Here is a 14899-nt window from a genome sequence, read left to right as displayed (position 1 = left end):
TCCCTTTCCCCTTCTCCCTCTCCACTTTCCCCTGCTCTACGGCGCGACACCCACCAGCTCGACCGCGTCGATTTCGTTCCACGTCCCCAGCACGGATTGGTCGAGATAGATGACCACACCGCTCACAGGACGGTTGATGTCGCTGATGTCGACCGTGAAGACGCCCGGGCACGGCGTATTGCCGGCCGCGTCGATGCTGTTGGGCAGGTCGATGCGCGCGCCAGTCTCGGCATCGACCACCGCGATGTTCACGATCGAGCCGGGGTTGTACACCTGATAGACGTTGACCTGCCGCGGGATCACGGGCGTGGCATACGTCAGGCGCAGCTCCTCGGCGGACGAATCACCTTGCGACGACGCCCACGCGGTCTGCGCATCGCGGCATCCGTCGGTGTTCGGAGCTCCGGTGGCCTGCCGCGCACTCCACTGGTCGCGGCTGTACTCCGATGTCGCCTCGGCGCGCACCGCCCACTGCCGCAGCACCTCAAGCCCTTCGAGGTCGACCACCTCCAGCAGCAGCGCATACGCACCCTGACACATCCCGACACACGTCGCCGTGATCGTGTAGGTCGCGTCTTCTGGAAGCTGCACGAGATCGATGTAGGCGTTAAGCGAGCCGAATTCGCCGTTCCCGGAGTCGTCGTTCGAAGCCACCTGCGTGCCATCCGGCAGCGAAATGTCGAGGCGCGGGTCCAGCACGCCGCGCGACAGCGCCACCATCGACACGCGGATCGTCTGATCGGCAGTGCCGTCGTACGTCCACGCGTCGGACGGATCTTCGGTGGTGATCCTCCCGGTGACCGGCACGCCGCTAATCAGCGCGTTCGGTCCCACGGCGACCGCAACGGACATCTCAAGGTCGACTGCCGGCGTGTGCGACGGGCCGAACGACTGCATCTCGCGCAGCGAGTCGAACTGCAGCGTAGCGAGAATCGCTTCGACGGTCGGAACGAGTTCCTCGGCCCCTTCACCGTGCGCGGACTCCGCAAGCAGCGTCGAGTCGTCTACGCGTACCGCCCATACGAGCGTGGTGTACCCGGCATCATCGGTGTTCACCAGCAGCATTGTCGCCGCCGGCAGTTCGCCCAGCATCACCGGTTCGACCTCCAGCGTGCGGTCAGAAGCGGCTGCGACTGCACTTAGCGTCGTTTCCGGGTCCGCGTTCTCAAGCCCAATCAGTTCGAACACATACGCCGGCCCGGCGATCGACAAGTGGATCTTGCCGGGGCCGGGATCACCGCTGGGTAACGCGCCCATCTCCGGCCCCTCTGGCGAGTTGGCGATGATGACCTGCGACTCGCTGCCCTCGCCGGCAAACCAGTCCGCCGGGTAAGACACGGTGATTCCGTTGAACGAGAACGACTGCGGCAGGTCGTCCTGAGCAAACACACCCAGCACCGACGCCGCCAGAGTCAGCAGCACGAGTATGACTTTCACGGGATAGTCCTTTCACGTCTGCGGCCCTCGGCTTCCGTGATGCGGTCGGCCCGGCCCACGCCTCCAATGCCGCACAGTGTAGCGCGTTTGACGGTCGTGGACCCAGCTTGCCCGCCCCTTAGTCGCCTGACGCCTGCCAGCGTGGCGCAAGCAGGTCGTACAGCTCGCTCAGCGGGATGTCGACCATCTGCGGCCCCATCGCGTACGGCCCGACCTGATACGGCGGGAAGAACACACGCAGCGCATCGTCGGCCAGCACCCAATGCTGGAAGTTCACCGGCTCGGGCGCGGTGCCGTCGGTGACCCACTGCGCGTCGGCCATCTCGCCCATGTCGCTCAGGATGGCCTGCGCCGCCAGCCCCGATACTGCCGGCAATCCGGCATCCACATCGCGAAAGACATCGGCCAGAGTCAGCAGCTCGCCGGCACTGGCATCGACGGTGTAGGTCTGGAAATAGCTGTTGGGATGCGCACCGCCGGTGTACTCGGAAATCGTGAACACGACCGATCGCGTTTGCTCGGCCAGCGCCGTCTCCTCGAACGAGATGTCCAGCGAGTACGCAAACGTGAAGGCATCCCAGTACTCGGCCGCCAACGCGAGAAATTGCGAGCGCGCCTCGCCGATCCAGCCCACGACCGTCTCCGCCGTCGTCGGGTTGTCGAGGATCCAAGTCGGGTACGCGATCGTCACCTCGATGCTGGCACGGCAAACCTCGGGATTGTCAAAGTTCTGTCCGCCGGCTTGGCACGGCATGTCCTGCGCCGCCGCCGGCATCGCGGCAATCAGCAGCGCGAGGATTCCCAATAACACGATCCGCTTCATTTCGTCCTCCGATGTGACGTCGTTCGCTTATTCCAGTGTAGCCCGAAACGCGCCGTCGAAAGCGACGGGATCGATCGTCGTGTCCTACGGGCCAACACCGGCTGAACAACTCCTGAACATCCGCGTGCTATCGTGTGTGTCAATCCGTTCGAACACGCGCCTGCCGCTGTGGTAGGCTTATCGCAGGTCGAGGATCTGCGCGCGACAAGGCTGTACCATGGGTAAAGTCATCCTCATCGTAGACGACAATCTGAGTGTGCGGACACTCCTGCGCGACTACCTGACCGAACAGGGTTACACGTGCGTCACGGCAGGCAACGGACGCGACGCGCTGTTCGCCGCCCGCCACGAAAAACCCGATCTCGTCCTGCTCGACATCATGATGCCGGAGATGGACGGCTTCGACTTCCTGCGCCAATACCGCAAAGAGCGCGACACGCCGGTGATCCTGCTCACGGCGCGGGTCGAGGAAACTGACAAGGTCATCGGGCTTGAACTGGGGGCAGACGACTATGTGACCAAGCCCTTCGGCATGGCCGAACTGGGGGCGCGCATCCGTGCCGTGCTGCGCCGCTATGACAAGGCGGCGGTCGCCGTGCCGGACGTCTTGCGCGGTGGGGCCATTACGCTCGACCGCGAACAGCGCACAGTTGCAGTGTCCGGGCAGCGCGTCGACCTCACCCGCTCCGAATTCGATCTGCTAGCCGTGTTGATGGGCAGCATGGGCCGGACGTTCTCGCGCATGGACCTGATCGAAGCGCTGCACGGCGATGTCATACAGGGCGTCGAACGCACAATCGACGTGCACATACGCAATCTGCGCACCAAGCTCGAGCCGGACCCCGCCGAGCCGCGCTACATCCTGACGGTATTCGGGGTCGGCTATCGGTTTGCCGGCGAGGACTGATGCGCATTTCGCTGACCGCTAAGTGGGTGCTATCGATCGCGCTGGCGAGTCTGGTCGGGATGGTCGTCGCCGCCGTCGTCGTGAACAGCGCCACCTCGCGCGATTTCGACCGCCTGCGCATCGAGCGCGAGGTAGAGGACGTCTCGGATGCCGCCGTCATCTTCTTCCAGCAGCAGGGTTCGCTCGACGGTTTCATGTCTATGTCCGGCCGCGGGCAAGGCATGCACTACGAGGGAACCCTCGGGCGGGTCGTCATGCCCCCCGGCGTCGTCCTGCTTGACATCGAAGGCGAGGTCGTCAGCGGGCTTCCCGGTGCCTCGCCCGACGGACTCCCGTTTGAGCTTACGCTCAACACGCTGAGCCCGGTGACACTCGATGACGGCACGTTGATCGGGCAGGTCGCACTGATCGACGCTGGCCCGCCGCTGGATCCCCGCGACCAGCTCTACCTCGACAACACGGCCCGCGCGCTGATGATCGGAGCGCTCGGCGCGGCGGCGGTGGCGGTAGCGGTCGGAGCCGTGCTCGCGGGCGTATTCCTTCGCCCGCTTCGCGCGCTCAACACCGCGATTCATGCCGTGGAACGAGGCGATCTCAAGCAGCACATTCCGGTGCGCGGCAGCGACGAATTGGCCGACGTGATCCGCGCCTTCAACCGAATGAGCGCCGAACTCGACCGCGTCAACGCACTGCGCCGGCAGATGACCGCCGATATCGCCCACGATCTGCGCACGCCGCTGACGGTGATCCGCGGCTACCTCGAAGCCATGACCGACGGGGCGCTGCCGCCGTCTCCGGAACGGCTCGCCGCGATCCGGGGCGAGGTCACCACCCTGCACCATCTGATCGAGGATTTGCGCACGCTGTCGTTGGCCGACGCGGGCGAACTGCGCCTGCAGCGCCAGCCCATCCAACCGGCGGCGCTGCTGTCCGACGTGCGCGAGTCGTTTGCGCTGCAAGCCGAGGCGCGCGGCGTGACGTTGGAGGTCGACGCGGCCCCGGACCTGCCGCCCGTAGCGGTCGACCCGCTGCGTATGACGCAGGTCTTCGGCAATTTGGTCAGCAATGCCCTGCGCCATACGCCCCCCGGCGGTCACGTGATGCTGCTCGCCGCCCCATCCGGTCCCAATGTCGAGTTTACGGTCGAGGACACCGGAGAAGGCATCCCGCCGGAACAGCTCGCGCACATCTTCGAACGCTTCTACCGTGGAGAAGCTTCGCGGCAACAGCAGGAAGGCGAGTCCGGACTGGGTTTGGCGATCGTGCGCTCGCTGGTCGAAGCGCACGGTGGCACTATTCGTGCCGAGAGCGCACCCGGCAACGGCACGCGCATGACGATCGCTTTGACTCCGCAGCTTTTGGGTTCCCGTTAGGACCGCCGCACCTTTGACCAGCGTGCCTATGCGGGCATGCTATACTTCGTGCATCGTCCGGCTGAACCGTCGGGAATACCGCTGCATGTCCGCCGCCCCGCAAAGCCTGCCGTCAGCCCAAGAAACCGCGCTTACGCCGCGAGAACGACAGCTTGCCGTCAGCGCGACATGGCTGTTGGTCGGTGTGGCAATACACGGTGTTATGGCGATCCTCATCACGCTCGTCGGCATTGTCACGGCGCTGAATGGTGCTTCCCTCGACGGAATCGTGTCGGTGTTGATCGGCGGGTTCGGCCCGCCTGCAGATTACGCGTGGGTCACGGCGTTGGGTCTGACACTGCTTTCTGCCGTCGCACTACTGCTAATTCGCGCCGGTGTGCAAGCCCACGAATGGTGGGCGTGGATCGCCGCGACGGGCACGGTCGCTGGCATGGTTGCCACGATCGCGGGCTGGCGTTACTTCCCCGGCATCGTCACCATCGTGACGGTTGTATGGGGCCTACTGCCGGTCGCCTTGTTTCGCGGCGCGCTGCGTTCCAACCCGGTTGCCTCGAAAGAACTGCGCGAACGGATGCGCGGCGGGCGCGCGTTCGCCGTCCTTACCGTGTACCTGCTGCTGATGAGCGCCTTTGCCGTGCTGCTTTTCCTCGCCAACGCGCCGTTCAGCCGCGGCTTGGCGACGTCCGTCACCGGCGATTTGGGTCGCACAGTGTTTGCCGGCGTGGTCGGCCTCGAACTGCTCCTGATCATGTTTATCGCCCCTGCGTTCACCGCCGGCGCCGTCACCGGCGAGCGCGAACGCCAAACCTACGATCTGCTCAAGATCACGCTGCTTCCGCGCGCCACCTTCCTGATCGGCAAGCTCGAGTCTGCGCTCGGGTTTATCGTGCTGCTGCTGCTGGCTGCGCTCCCCCTGCAAAGCATCGCGTTTTTGTTCGGCGGCGTCAGCGAAGTGGAACTTTTCGTGTCGTTTATCGTCTTAATTGCAACGGCGATTGCCTTCGGCGCGGTCGGCATCTTCTTTTCGACACTGACCGATCGCACCGTGACCGCCAGCGTGCGATCGTACGCCACGGCGTTGATCGTGCTGGTCGGTGCGCCGGTACTGGCCGCGTTCTTCGGCGGTCCGTTTGCCGCGGTGTACACGGGCAGCGGCACCGGGTTCAGCGGGTCGCCGGTGGTCGAGTCGTTCTGGATTTACATCGGCGCGATCATATCGAGCCTGAACCCGTTTACAGCCAGCACCGCCAGCCAGACTCTGCTTTTGAATCAGGGGAGTACAGGCTTGTGGTCGGCGACGTTAAGCTCGACCGGCGGTACGATCCCGCTGGTGTCGCCGTGGATCAGCTACAGCGTGATCGCGCTGGCGGTCGCCGTCGTGCTGATCGCCCTGTCCGTCCGCCGCATCCGTCAGGTTGAGGATTAACCGGCCGTCGCGCTGGTGCCGAGGAAGTCCGGATGTCCGCTCAAGTCACCCTTCAAACCGTTGTCCGCACGTGGGAACGCCGCCGCCAGTTGAGCGTGTTCGTCGAAAACCTCCCGCGCGCGATGATCCCCGGCACGGCAATTGGCACCGGGCTGGCATTGATTTCACGCCTGCGCCCCGGCGTCGAGGATGTCGTGGCTGTGACGGTCGCGCTGGCCGGCGCGGCGCTCGGTGTGCTGGCGTTGGCGGCGTGGGTGTGGCTTCGGCCGCGCACGCTGGTCGACTCGGCGCGCTGGTTCGACGTACGCTTCGGACTCAAGGAACGCGTCTCGACGGCGCTGGAATTGATCGACGGGAAAATCCACGCGGATTCCGGCCTCGCCGCACACCAGATCGACGACGCACAGGCCATCGCCGGCGGCGTGCGTGCGAATGTGATGCTGCCGTTTACGTCCGACCGGCGTGCGTGGATCGCGGTCGTGGCCACACTGGCGATGCTGGCGATCCTCATCATGCTGATTCCGCCAGTGGCCGCCGGTGATGCCGCCGCCGACCGCGAGCGCGCGGCGATTGCTGCGGCGGCCGATCAGGTAGCGGAAATCCTCGAAGATGTCGCGGCCGATCCGAACCTCTCCGACGAAGAGCGCGGGCCGCTGTTGGAAGCCCTGCAAGCCCAGCTTGAGACCATGCGCGACCCGAACATCACGCTGGACGAGGCGCTGGCGACGTTGAGCGAGGTTGAGGGCGCACTCAGCGAACAAGCCGAAATGGCGCAGTCCGAGATCGAGCAGCAGCAGGCCGCCGAGGACGCGGCGGCCAACGCGCTCGGGCAAGGACGCGAGGCATCCGCAGGCCAGTCGCTGCAAGAGCAGATCGATTCGTTCGAGCAATCGCTGAGCGAAATGACCCAAGAACAACTCGCGCAAGCGGCAGAAGCGCTTGAGAACGCAGCCAACGCGCTTGAGCAGACCGATCCGGAAGCAGCACAGGCACTGCGCGAGGCCGCAGAGGCTCTACGCCAAGGCGATCGTGAAGCGGCCGCCGAGGCGTTGCGCCGTGCGGCTGAACAAGCTGAACAATCCGCCGCCGAGCGTGCGCAGCAGGCGCAGCAGCGGCAGTCAATGGAAGAACGCGCGCAGCAAGCACAGGCCGCCCAAGAAGAAGCAGCCGAGTCATCCAGCGAACCGACCGCATCCGGCCGCCCCGAGGAAGGGTCGGAAGGCTTGGGCGAGGCGCAGGACGGCGCTCAGGGCGAAGGCATGTTCGGACAGCAGGCCAGTGAAGGTGAAACTGAAGGCGAAGGCGGCAGTTCGCAGTTGGCCCCGCCCGAGGACGCGGCGCAAGGCGAGAACAACGAAGCGGGCGAGGCCGGACGCGGCAGTCAGGGCATGGGCGACGGCACCGCCGACCTGAGCGATGACGCATCGGCACAGGGCCAGCGCAATTCGCAGCCCGACAACCCACAAGAGAACAATCCGGACGGCACCGGAGTCCGTGCCTATCAGCCCGTCTATTCGCCCCGATTCTCAGTCGAGGCCGAGGACGGCGAAGACGTGCGCCTGCAAGCCGACCCCGGCGATACGCCGCTCAATCAAGGCGAGTTCGACGATAACCCGTTGGGCCAGTCGGTCGTGCCGTACGATACCGTGTTCAGCGACTATGCCAACGCGGCCAGCCGCGCGCTCGAGAGCGGGTACATCCCGCTCGGCATGCGTGACGTGATCCGCAGCTATTTCTCGTCGCTCGATCCGGGCGCACAGCCGTAGCTCTTGGGGGGCTGCCCCAAACCCCGCCAGAAGGCTTTCGCCCTCTGGACTCCCTTAGCCCCGAAAGCGACACGCCAGCGTGTTGCTTTCGCAGTAACGGGGTCAAGGGGTGCAAACCCCATGTGAAGGGTGTGGAGGAGAAGCCTCCGCGCACAGCTCAGTCAGCCATGGCGGCCTCTACGCACTTCCACCACCCGGTAGGACCGTTTGCGGTACACTTGATTCGTCAAGCACACCGGAAAGCACGCCTGTAACATGATTGAATCGATACTGGTCAACGGGAGAATCACCACCCACGACCCGCGTCACCCGCAGGTCTCGGCGCTGGCCATCAGCGGCGGGCGGATCGTCGCGGCTGGCGCAGACCACGAGATCGTGGCGCTGGCGCGGCCCGGCACACGCCAGTACAACCTCGACGGACGGCGGGTTACGCCCGGCTTGACCGACGCACATCTGCACGGCCAATTGACCGCACGCACGCTGGCCGACGTCAACGTGATGAACGCGGCGAAGGCAGATGCCATCGTGCGGGTTGCCGAGCGCGCGCGCACGACCCCGCCGGGCACGTGGATTCTCGGCGCAGGCTGGACTCAGGAATTATGGGAAGGCAAGCACTTCCCGACTCGTTTCGACCTCGACGCTGTCGCCCCCGATCATCCCGTATTGCTCGGCTCGAAGAGCCTGCACGCCTATTGGGTCAACTCCAAGGCGCTGGAGATCGCCGGCCTCACCCGCGATACGCCCGACCCGGAAGGCGGGCAGTATCAACGCGATGTGTACGGTGAATTGACCGGCGTCATCTTCGAGAACGCATCCGCCGTGCGCGATCACGTACCAGCGTTGACGACCGACCAGATCGCCGACCTGCTCGAGCGCACGCAGGAACAGATGCTAGCGCGCGGATTGACCGGCTGGCACGACTACGACGGTCCGCCGTGCTTGAGCGCGCTGCAAGTGCTGCGGGAGCGCGGCAAGCTCGTCATGCGGGTGGTCAAGAACGTCAACGCACCGTACATCGAGCACATCATCCAGTCGGGTCAACGGTGGGGCTTCGGCGACGATTGGCTGAGGCTGGGCGGGCTGAAGATCTTCGCGGATGGGGCGCTCGGCCCGCGCACGGCGCACATGCTGGCCCCGTACAACGGTGAACCGGACAACTTTGGGGTAATCGTCACAGAGAAAGACGAGATGCAGCAGCTCGTTAGCCGGGCCAGCGCGAACGGCATCCCGTCCACGATCCACGCGATCGGCGATGCAGCGGTTCGCACGGTATTGGACGTGTATGCAGTCGTCCGCGCCGAGGAAGCGGCCCGCGGCGAACGGCCCGACCAGCGCCGGCATCGCATCGAACACGTCCAGTTGATCCACCCGGACGACGTGGGACGCCTCGCACAAATGCACATCATCGCCAGCATTCAGCCGATCCACGCCGTCTCCGACATCGAGATGGCCGACGCCTATTGGGGCGAACGTGCGCGGCTCGCCTACAACGCCCGCGTGCAGCTTGACCTCGGCGCACCGGTGGCGTTCGGCAGCGACAGCCCGGTCGACACGTTCGATCCGGTGATCGGGGTGTATGCAGCGGTCGCCCGGCGCCGCGCGTCCGATGGCGCGCCCGGCACGGACGGTTGGTACCCCGAGAACCGGCTCACGTTGGACGAGGCGCTGCGCGGCTATACCGAAGGCCCGGCCTATGCCGCCGGCATGGAGCACCATCTCGGGCGGCTGACGCCGGGCTATCTGGCCGACTTGGTGGTGTGGGATCGCGACTTGTTCGATATCCCGCTGGACGAACTGCCGCACGCACAGGTCGTCGGCACGATGACTGGCGGCGAATGGCGCTTCGGCGGCGTGTAAGCTAACCGTGGTTGGAGGGACGATGAACGCTCGACACGTACGACTCATCCGGTTGGGTGCGGTGCTGATCGTCGCGACGGCCGCTGCCATCGGCTGCACCGGCGCTGCCGAACCCACGGCAACGCCGTCCTCGACCCCGACTGCGACGGTCACGGCATCGGCGACTGCGACTGCGACCGCCACCGCGACAGATACGCCCACGCCGACCCCGACCGCCACTTCGACACCGACCGCAACCGCCACGGATACCGCGACACCGACCGCGTCGTTAACGCCCACCAACACGCCGACGATCACGCCCACGCCCGGCCCAGCCGCGCCGCGCGCCAGCTTTGGCATCGCGGACTCGCGCCGGCTCACGGTGAAGTTCGACAATCGTACCCGCGGTAGAGGGTTAGTGCTGTGGGACTTCGGCGACGGCACGACCTCGACCGATTTCGAACCCTCGCACACTTACGCTGCCGAAGGGCGCTACGTCGTACAGCTCACCGTCAGGAACGTCAGCGGCAGCAGCACCGCCATTCGCGGTCTGACACTGCGCCTGCCGACCTGCACGCTGTCGGTGCGCAGTCCGGTAACCATGCTCAACACGCCGAGCAATCGTGGAGCACCAAAGGGTCGCGTCACCAGCGGTTCGCTTTCAACCAATCTGGCGGCCTACGACGATGAAGGCAACACGTGGTACTACGTGCGCCGCACGGTCACCGGCTGGGTCCGTGCCGACTGGTTCACCACGATCACCGGCGAATGCCCGGTGCCAGAGGAAGAATAGCGTCTCGCAGCAGGCGCGGGGTTACGACTCCGCGACGACCGCCATCGCGTCGATCAGAACCAGCATCTCCGGATACAGCAGCGCGGAGACCTGCGTCAGCGTGACTGCCGGCGGCTCGCTGAAGAAATACTCTTTGTGCGCCCGGCCGACCGCCTCCCAGTGCTTGATGTTGGTGACGTAGATCCCGACGCGGGCGACATCGTTGCGAGTTGCGCCGAAGTGCCTTAGCGCATCGTCGATGATCTGGTAGATGCGCACGGCCTGTTGATAAGGGTCACGCGGCCCGACGATGTTGCCGTCCGGGCCATACGCCCCCGTACCGGATACGGTGATGACGTTGCCAATGCGGACTGCGCGAGAATACGGAAACGTTTCGGCGAGTGTAGAACGAACGGGGATACGAGTCTGTTCGAGCATGGCAATAAACCCCTATCTGTCTATCTATACGGTATGCCCCGGCGTGATCGGACCGGTGGGCGTCCCGCCCGGCGCGCTTTGCCGAACGGAGCCGCCGTACCCTTATTATACGACCGATTATTACCATCGCTCCGCCGTGATAGTCATGCCGCCAATACAACGCATATACGATGCTTACGCTCCCCTGAGATTCGCGAGGCGGAGGCTGTGCTATAATGCGGTGGCCAAATTGACGTCTCTCAGACGAAGAAGGACGCATGTTCCGCTCGATCACGAAACGACTCTTCGGCGGCGGCGGCGACCGTGTGCTGAATGAATACCGCGACCGCGTCGATCAGATCAACGCGCTCGAACCCACGATCTCCGCGCTAACGGACGAACAGCTCCGCGCCAAGACCGACGCGTTCCGGGCACGCATCGAAGAGGGCGAGCCGTTGGAAGCCGTCCTGCCGGAGGCCTTCGCGGTCGTCCGCGAAGCGGCCAAGCGCACTATCGGCCAGCGTCACTTCGACGTTCAGCTCATCGGCGGCATGGTGCTGCACGAGGGCAAGATCGCCGAGATGAAGACCGGCGAAGGCAAGACGCTCACCGCCACTCTCGCCATCTACCTCAATGCCCTGCTGGGCAAAGGCGTCCATCTGATCACGCCCAACGATTACCTGAGCAAGGTCGGCGTGCAGACGATGGGCCCAATCTATGACTTCCTCGGCCTCAGCGTGGCCGTGATTCAGAACATGGGCAACGACCCGGCCATGGCGTCGTTCCTGTACGACCCGCAGTTCGGCAGCAACGACGCACGCTATCAGAATCTGCGCCCGGTCAAGCGCGTGGAGGCCTACGGCGCGGACATCACCTACGGCACCAATAACGAGTTCGGCTTCGACTACCTGCGCGACAACATGGTGTGGGAAGAGAACCAGCTCGTGCAGATGCGCGGCCTGCACTACGCCATCGTCGACGAGGTCGATAACATCCTAATTGACGAAGCGCGTACGCCGCTTATCATCAGTGGTCCGGCCGAGAAGCCGTCCGATCTCTATCGCAAGTTTGCCGACCTAGTGCGCCGGCTCAAGGTGAGCAGTCACGACAGCGTCGTCAACGAAGCGCCTGATGGCGACTACGTCGTCGACGAGAAGGATCGCGTCGCCTTCCTGACCGAGGCCGGCACCGAAAAGATCGAGAAGCTGCTCGGCATTGACGAGCTGTATCACCCCGAACACGCCGAGATGATCCCCTATCTCGACAACTGCCTGCGCGCCCATGCCCTGTACACCAAGGACAAGGAATACGTCGTTCAGGACGGCCAGATCATCATCGTGGACGAGTTCACGGGCCGCTTGATGTACGGCCGGCGTTTCAGCGAAGGTCTCCATCAGGCGATCGAAGCGAAGGAGAATGTCGAGGTCCGGCGCGAGAATCTTACGCTGGCGACCATTACGTTCCAGAACTTCTTCCTGATGTACGACAAGCTGGCCGGCATGACCGGTACGGCGATGACCGAGTCGGAAGAGTTCTACAAGATCTACAAACTCGATGTCGTCAGCATCCCGACCAACCTGCCGATCGCACGCGCCGACAACAATGACCTGATCTACATCAACGAGAAGGCCAAGTTCGAGGCCATCGCGAACGAAATCAAGGCACGCTACGACAAAGGCCAGCCTGTGCTGATCGGTACGGTCGCCATCGAGACCAGCGAACGCCTCAGCGAATTTCTCAAGAAGTCGAAGATTCCGCATCAAGTTCTGAACGCCAAGCAGCACGAGCGCGAGGCCGGGATCATCGCACAGGCCGGGCGTGCTGGCGCCGTGACCATCGCCACCAACATGGCCGGGCGTGGTGTCGACATCCTGCTTGGCGGCAACCCGGACGGGCTTGCGCGCCAGATGCTGCGCGAAAAGGGCATCGATGTCACGCAGGTCACCCACGACGACTGGGAAGCGGCGCTCGCCGAGGCCAAGGCGATCACCAAGTCCGAACGGCAGAAGGTGATCGACGCGGGCGGTTTGTTCGTGCTCGGCACCGAGCGTCACGAGGCGCGCCGAATCGACAACCAGCTCCGTGGACGTTCAGGCCGTCAGGGCGACCCGGGCGAGTCGCGCTTCATGCTCAGCCTCGATGACGACCTCGTGCGCCGGTTCGGCGGCGAGCGCATGCGCGGTGTGATGAACTGGGCCAAGCTGCCCGACAACGAGCCGATCGAGCACAGCCTCATCACGCGCATGATCCAGCAGGCGCAGGTGCGCGTCGAAGGCTATCATTTCGACACCCGCAAGCGCGTCAAGGAATACGACGACGTCGTCAACCGCCAGCGCGACCTGACCTACCAGCGCCGGCGCGACATCCTGACCGCCACCGAAAGCCTGCGCGATCAGTACATGGAGATGCTCGACGAGGCGATCGAGGAGCAGTTGGACGCGTACTTCGCGCCGGAGAGCGAGATGGACGCGACCATGCTCTACCGTCAGATGCTGACGATCTTCCCCGTGCCGGAGGACATCACTGACGACACGATCGACCTCTGTGGCGACGACCGCGCGGCGCTGAAGGCCCTGCTGCTCGAGGCGGGCGAAAAGGCCTATGATCGCAAGACCGAAGAACTCGGCCCGGTCATGCTGTTGGCCGAGAAGCGCATCCTGCTCATGTCGATCGACAATCAGTGGCAGCGCCACCTGACCGACCTCGACATCCTGCGCGAGGGCATCGGACTCGTTAGCATCGCTCAACGCGACCCGTTGGTGGAGTACAAGCGCCAGTCGTTCGATATGTTCGACGACATGGAAGCGCGCGTGCGGACGCAGGCGCTCAACAGCATCTTCCGCGTACAGATTCAGCAGGCGCAGGCCACGCCGCAGCGCCGCGCGATGACCACCGGTCGCGCCGCCGCGCCAGAGCTCGCCGCCGCATCCCCGGCTGAGCGCGCGACCGCCACAGCCGGAAACAGCGGCCCCGAGCGCCCGCAGCCCGTCCGCGCCATCAAGCGGCCCGGCCCGAACGATCCGTGCTGGTGCGGCAGCGGGCAGAAATACAAGAAGTGTCACATGAAACAGGATCGAATTTCTGACGCGCGCAGTTAGGAACGGTTATCAGCAGGCAGGAAGTGTGTGACGACAATGGCAGCACAAATCCCGTTTGAGACGACGCTGGTCGAGGTCGCGCTTCGTACGATCAATAGCTTCCTCAAATGGGACATCTTGCGAGTCCTGAGCGACGCGCCGGAAACCATGTTGAGTGCCGCCCAGATCGCCGCACGCACACGGCGTCCGCTCGCGGAGGTCGAAGACGGCCTGCGCGCCTTGAACGAGGATCGTATCGTCGTGGCCGTACGAGGGCATGGCGAAACGTGCTACCGGATAACGCAATACAGTGGCCTGCGCCGTACGGTCGACAACTTTCTGGCTGCGTGCCGCAATCGTGACTTTCGGCTAACCGTCATCCAGTGTCTGATGCGATCGGAGCAACCGTCCACCGCGGCGGTGGCGCGTGGTTGAGCTTGTCGTCTATCAGGCGCTTATCCTCTTCGCATGGTTTCCGCTGGCTTTCCTGCTGGCGGTTCTACTGCTGATCGCGCGGTTCTACGACCGCTTCAGCCCGCATCATACCTATTGGCGCCTGTACGGCATCCCCGTCCTGGGGTATGCCGCGGCGTTTGTCCGAGAGGCGAATACCGGCACACCGGTCGATTCGCTGGCCGATCAGATGCAGGCCATCAGCGGAATCGTCACCCTGATCCTGACGGTGCGCCTGGCATGGTTCATGCTGCGGGGCGCTCCGCCCCCGCCTGCACGCCCTTCGGCTGCCGCCGCTCCCCCACTGTTAATCGCGGTGAGCGGAGTGATCGGCCCGGCGGCGCTCGGCGTCGCGGTTATCTTGCTCGGGCGCTTTACACAGCGCATGGTGCGCCTGAACCGCAGCCCGCACTATCACACGTGGCACTACGTCGCCGGTACGGGGCTGCTGCTATCGGCCGGCGCTCGCCTGCTTGCCCGGCCTCCCGGTGATCTCCTCGGCCTGCTCTATCCGCTGCTATTGGCGTCCAGCCTCACCCTGTGCGCGATCGTCACGTGGCGCGCGTGGTCGTGGCTGTTAGCGGAGCGGGGATAAGGGACAGTGCTGAGTGC

12 protein-coding genes are annotated in these 14899 nt (G+C 64.5%); 9 read left to right on the top strand and 3 right to left on the bottom strand.

The genetic code is table 11. The features are described from left to right. Window positions 1–36 precede the first annotated feature (36 nt). Window positions 37–1437, bottom strand: a complete 1401-nt coding sequence (locus tag IPM16_19605; GenBank protein MBK9125310.1) for a hypothetical protein — start codon at window positions 1435–1437, stop codon at window positions 37–39. Between the two features lie 118 nt (window positions 1438–1555). Beyond that, entirely contained in the window at window positions 1556–2260 is a 705-nt protein-coding gene (locus IPM16_19600; GenBank protein ID MBK9125309.1) for a DUF3298 domain-containing protein, read from the bottom strand. Window positions 2261–2477: 217 nt separating this feature from the next. Here IPM16_19600 and IPM16_19595 point away from each other — a divergent pair, with 217 nt between their 5' ends. The 6 genes from IPM16_19595 to IPM16_19570 all read left to right on the top strand — a co-directional run bounded on the left by IPM16_19595 (window position 2478) and on the right by IPM16_19570 (window position 10361). After that, window positions 2478–3167: a response regulator transcription factor gene (locus IPM16_19595; GenBank protein MBK9125308.1), complete on the top strand. Its 690-nt coding sequence runs from the start codon at window positions 2478–2480 to the stop codon at window positions 3165–3167. Beyond that, window positions 3167–4540, top strand: coding sequence for a HAMP domain-containing protein (locus IPM16_19590; protein ID MBK9125307.1), 1374 nt, complete (start codon window positions 3167–3169; stop codon window positions 4538–4540). The genes IPM16_19595 and IPM16_19590 overlap by 1 nt, the downstream gene beginning before the upstream one ends. 85 nt (window positions 4541–4625) lie before the next feature. Continuing rightward, window positions 4626–5966, top strand: a complete 1341-nt coding sequence (locus IPM16_19585; protein MBK9125306.1) for an ABC transporter permease subunit — start codon at window positions 4626–4628, stop codon at window positions 5964–5966. A gap of 32 nt (window positions 5967–5998) precedes the next feature. Beyond that, complete coding sequence (locus IPM16_19580) at window positions 5999–7732, top strand: hypothetical protein (GenBank protein MBK9125305.1); 1734 nt, start codon at window positions 5999–6001, stop codon at window positions 7730–7732. Window positions 7733–7987: 255 nt separating this feature from the next. Continuing rightward, window positions 7988–9589 carry an amidohydrolase gene (locus IPM16_19575; protein MBK9125304.1) on the top strand — a complete coding sequence of 534 codons (1602 nt, stop codon included), beginning with the start codon at window positions 7988–7990 and terminating at the stop codon, window positions 9587–9589. 22 nt (window positions 9590–9611) lie between these two features. After that, the gene (locus tag IPM16_19570) at window positions 9612–10361 is read left to right on the top strand and encodes a PKD domain-containing protein (protein MBK9125303.1); all 750 of its coding nucleotides are present in this window, start codon (window positions 9612–9614) and stop codon (window positions 10359–10361) included. A 21-nt stretch (window positions 10362–10382) separates the two neighbouring features. On the opposite strand, the gene IPM16_19565 is transcribed toward IPM16_19570, so the two are convergent. After that, window positions 10383–10778, bottom strand: coding sequence for a RidA family protein (locus IPM16_19565; GenBank protein ID MBK9125302.1), 396 nt, complete (start codon window positions 10776–10778; stop codon window positions 10383–10385). A 257-nt stretch (window positions 10779–11035) separates the two neighbouring features. Between IPM16_19565 and secA the strand changes: the two genes are divergently transcribed. From secA to IPM16_19550, 3 genes are read left to right on the top strand one after another with little or no spacing between them, the layout of a single operon-like run. Further along, on the top strand, window positions 11036–13855 hold the full coding sequence (secA, locus tag IPM16_19560) for a preprotein translocase subunit SecA (GenBank protein ID MBK9125301.1): 2820 nt from the start codon (window positions 11036–11038) through the stop codon (window positions 13853–13855). Between the two features lie 36 nt (window positions 13856–13891). Then, entirely contained in the window at window positions 13892–14269 is a 378-nt protein-coding gene (locus IPM16_19555; GenBank protein ID MBK9125300.1) for a hypothetical protein, read from the top strand. Further along, window positions 14262–14882: a hypothetical protein gene (locus tag IPM16_19550; protein MBK9125299.1), complete on the top strand. Its 621-nt coding sequence runs from the start codon at window positions 14262–14264 to the stop codon at window positions 14880–14882. Before IPM16_19555 ends, IPM16_19550 begins: the two co-directional genes overlap by 8 nt. Window positions 14883–14899 lie beyond the last annotated feature (17 nt).

The organism is Candidatus Flexicrinis affinis (genome assembly GCA_016716525.1).
GTDB lineage: Bacteria > Chloroflexota > Anaerolineae > Aggregatilineales > Phototrophicaceae > Flexicrinis > Flexicrinis affinis.
The sequence above is the reverse complement of the archived record's forward strand: the minus strand, read 5'-3'. Positions and strand labels throughout refer to the sequence as shown.

Bases quoted from the DNA above. Each gene is read 5' to 3' on its own strand.
- IPM16_19600 (MBK9125309.1), bottom strand. From the start codon at position 2,260: ATGAAGCGGATCGTGTTATTGGGAATCCTCGCGCTGCTGATTGCCGCG.
- IPM16_19595 (MBK9125308.1), top strand. From the start codon at position 2,478: ATGGGTAAAGTCATCCTCATCGTAGACGACAATCTGAGTGTGCGGACA.
- IPM16_19590 (MBK9125307.1), top strand. From the start codon at position 3,167: ATGCGCATTTCGCTGACCGCTAAGTGGGTGCTATCGATCGCGCTGGCG.
- IPM16_19585 (MBK9125306.1), top strand. From the start codon at position 4,626: ATGTCCGCCGCCCCGCAAAGCCTGCCGTCAGCCCAAGAAACCGCGCTT.
- IPM16_19580 (MBK9125305.1), top strand. From the start codon at position 5,999: ATGTCCGCTCAAGTCACCCTTCAAACCGTTGTCCGCACGTGGGAACGC.
- IPM16_19575 (MBK9125304.1), top strand. From the start codon at position 7,988: ATGATTGAATCGATACTGGTCAACGGGAGAATCACCACCCACGACCCG.
- IPM16_19570 (MBK9125303.1), top strand. From the start codon at position 9,612: ATGAACGCTCGACACGTACGACTCATCCGGTTGGGTGCGGTGCTGATC.
- IPM16_19565 (MBK9125302.1), bottom strand. From the start codon at position 10,778: ATGCTCGAACAGACTCGTATCCCCGTTCGTTCTACACTCGCCGAAACG.
- secA (MBK9125301.1), top strand. From the start codon at position 11,036: ATGTTCCGCTCGATCACGAAACGACTCTTCGGCGGCGGCGGCGACCGT.
- IPM16_19555 (MBK9125300.1), top strand. From the start codon at position 13,892: ATGGCAGCACAAATCCCGTTTGAGACGACGCTGGTCGAGGTCGCGCTT.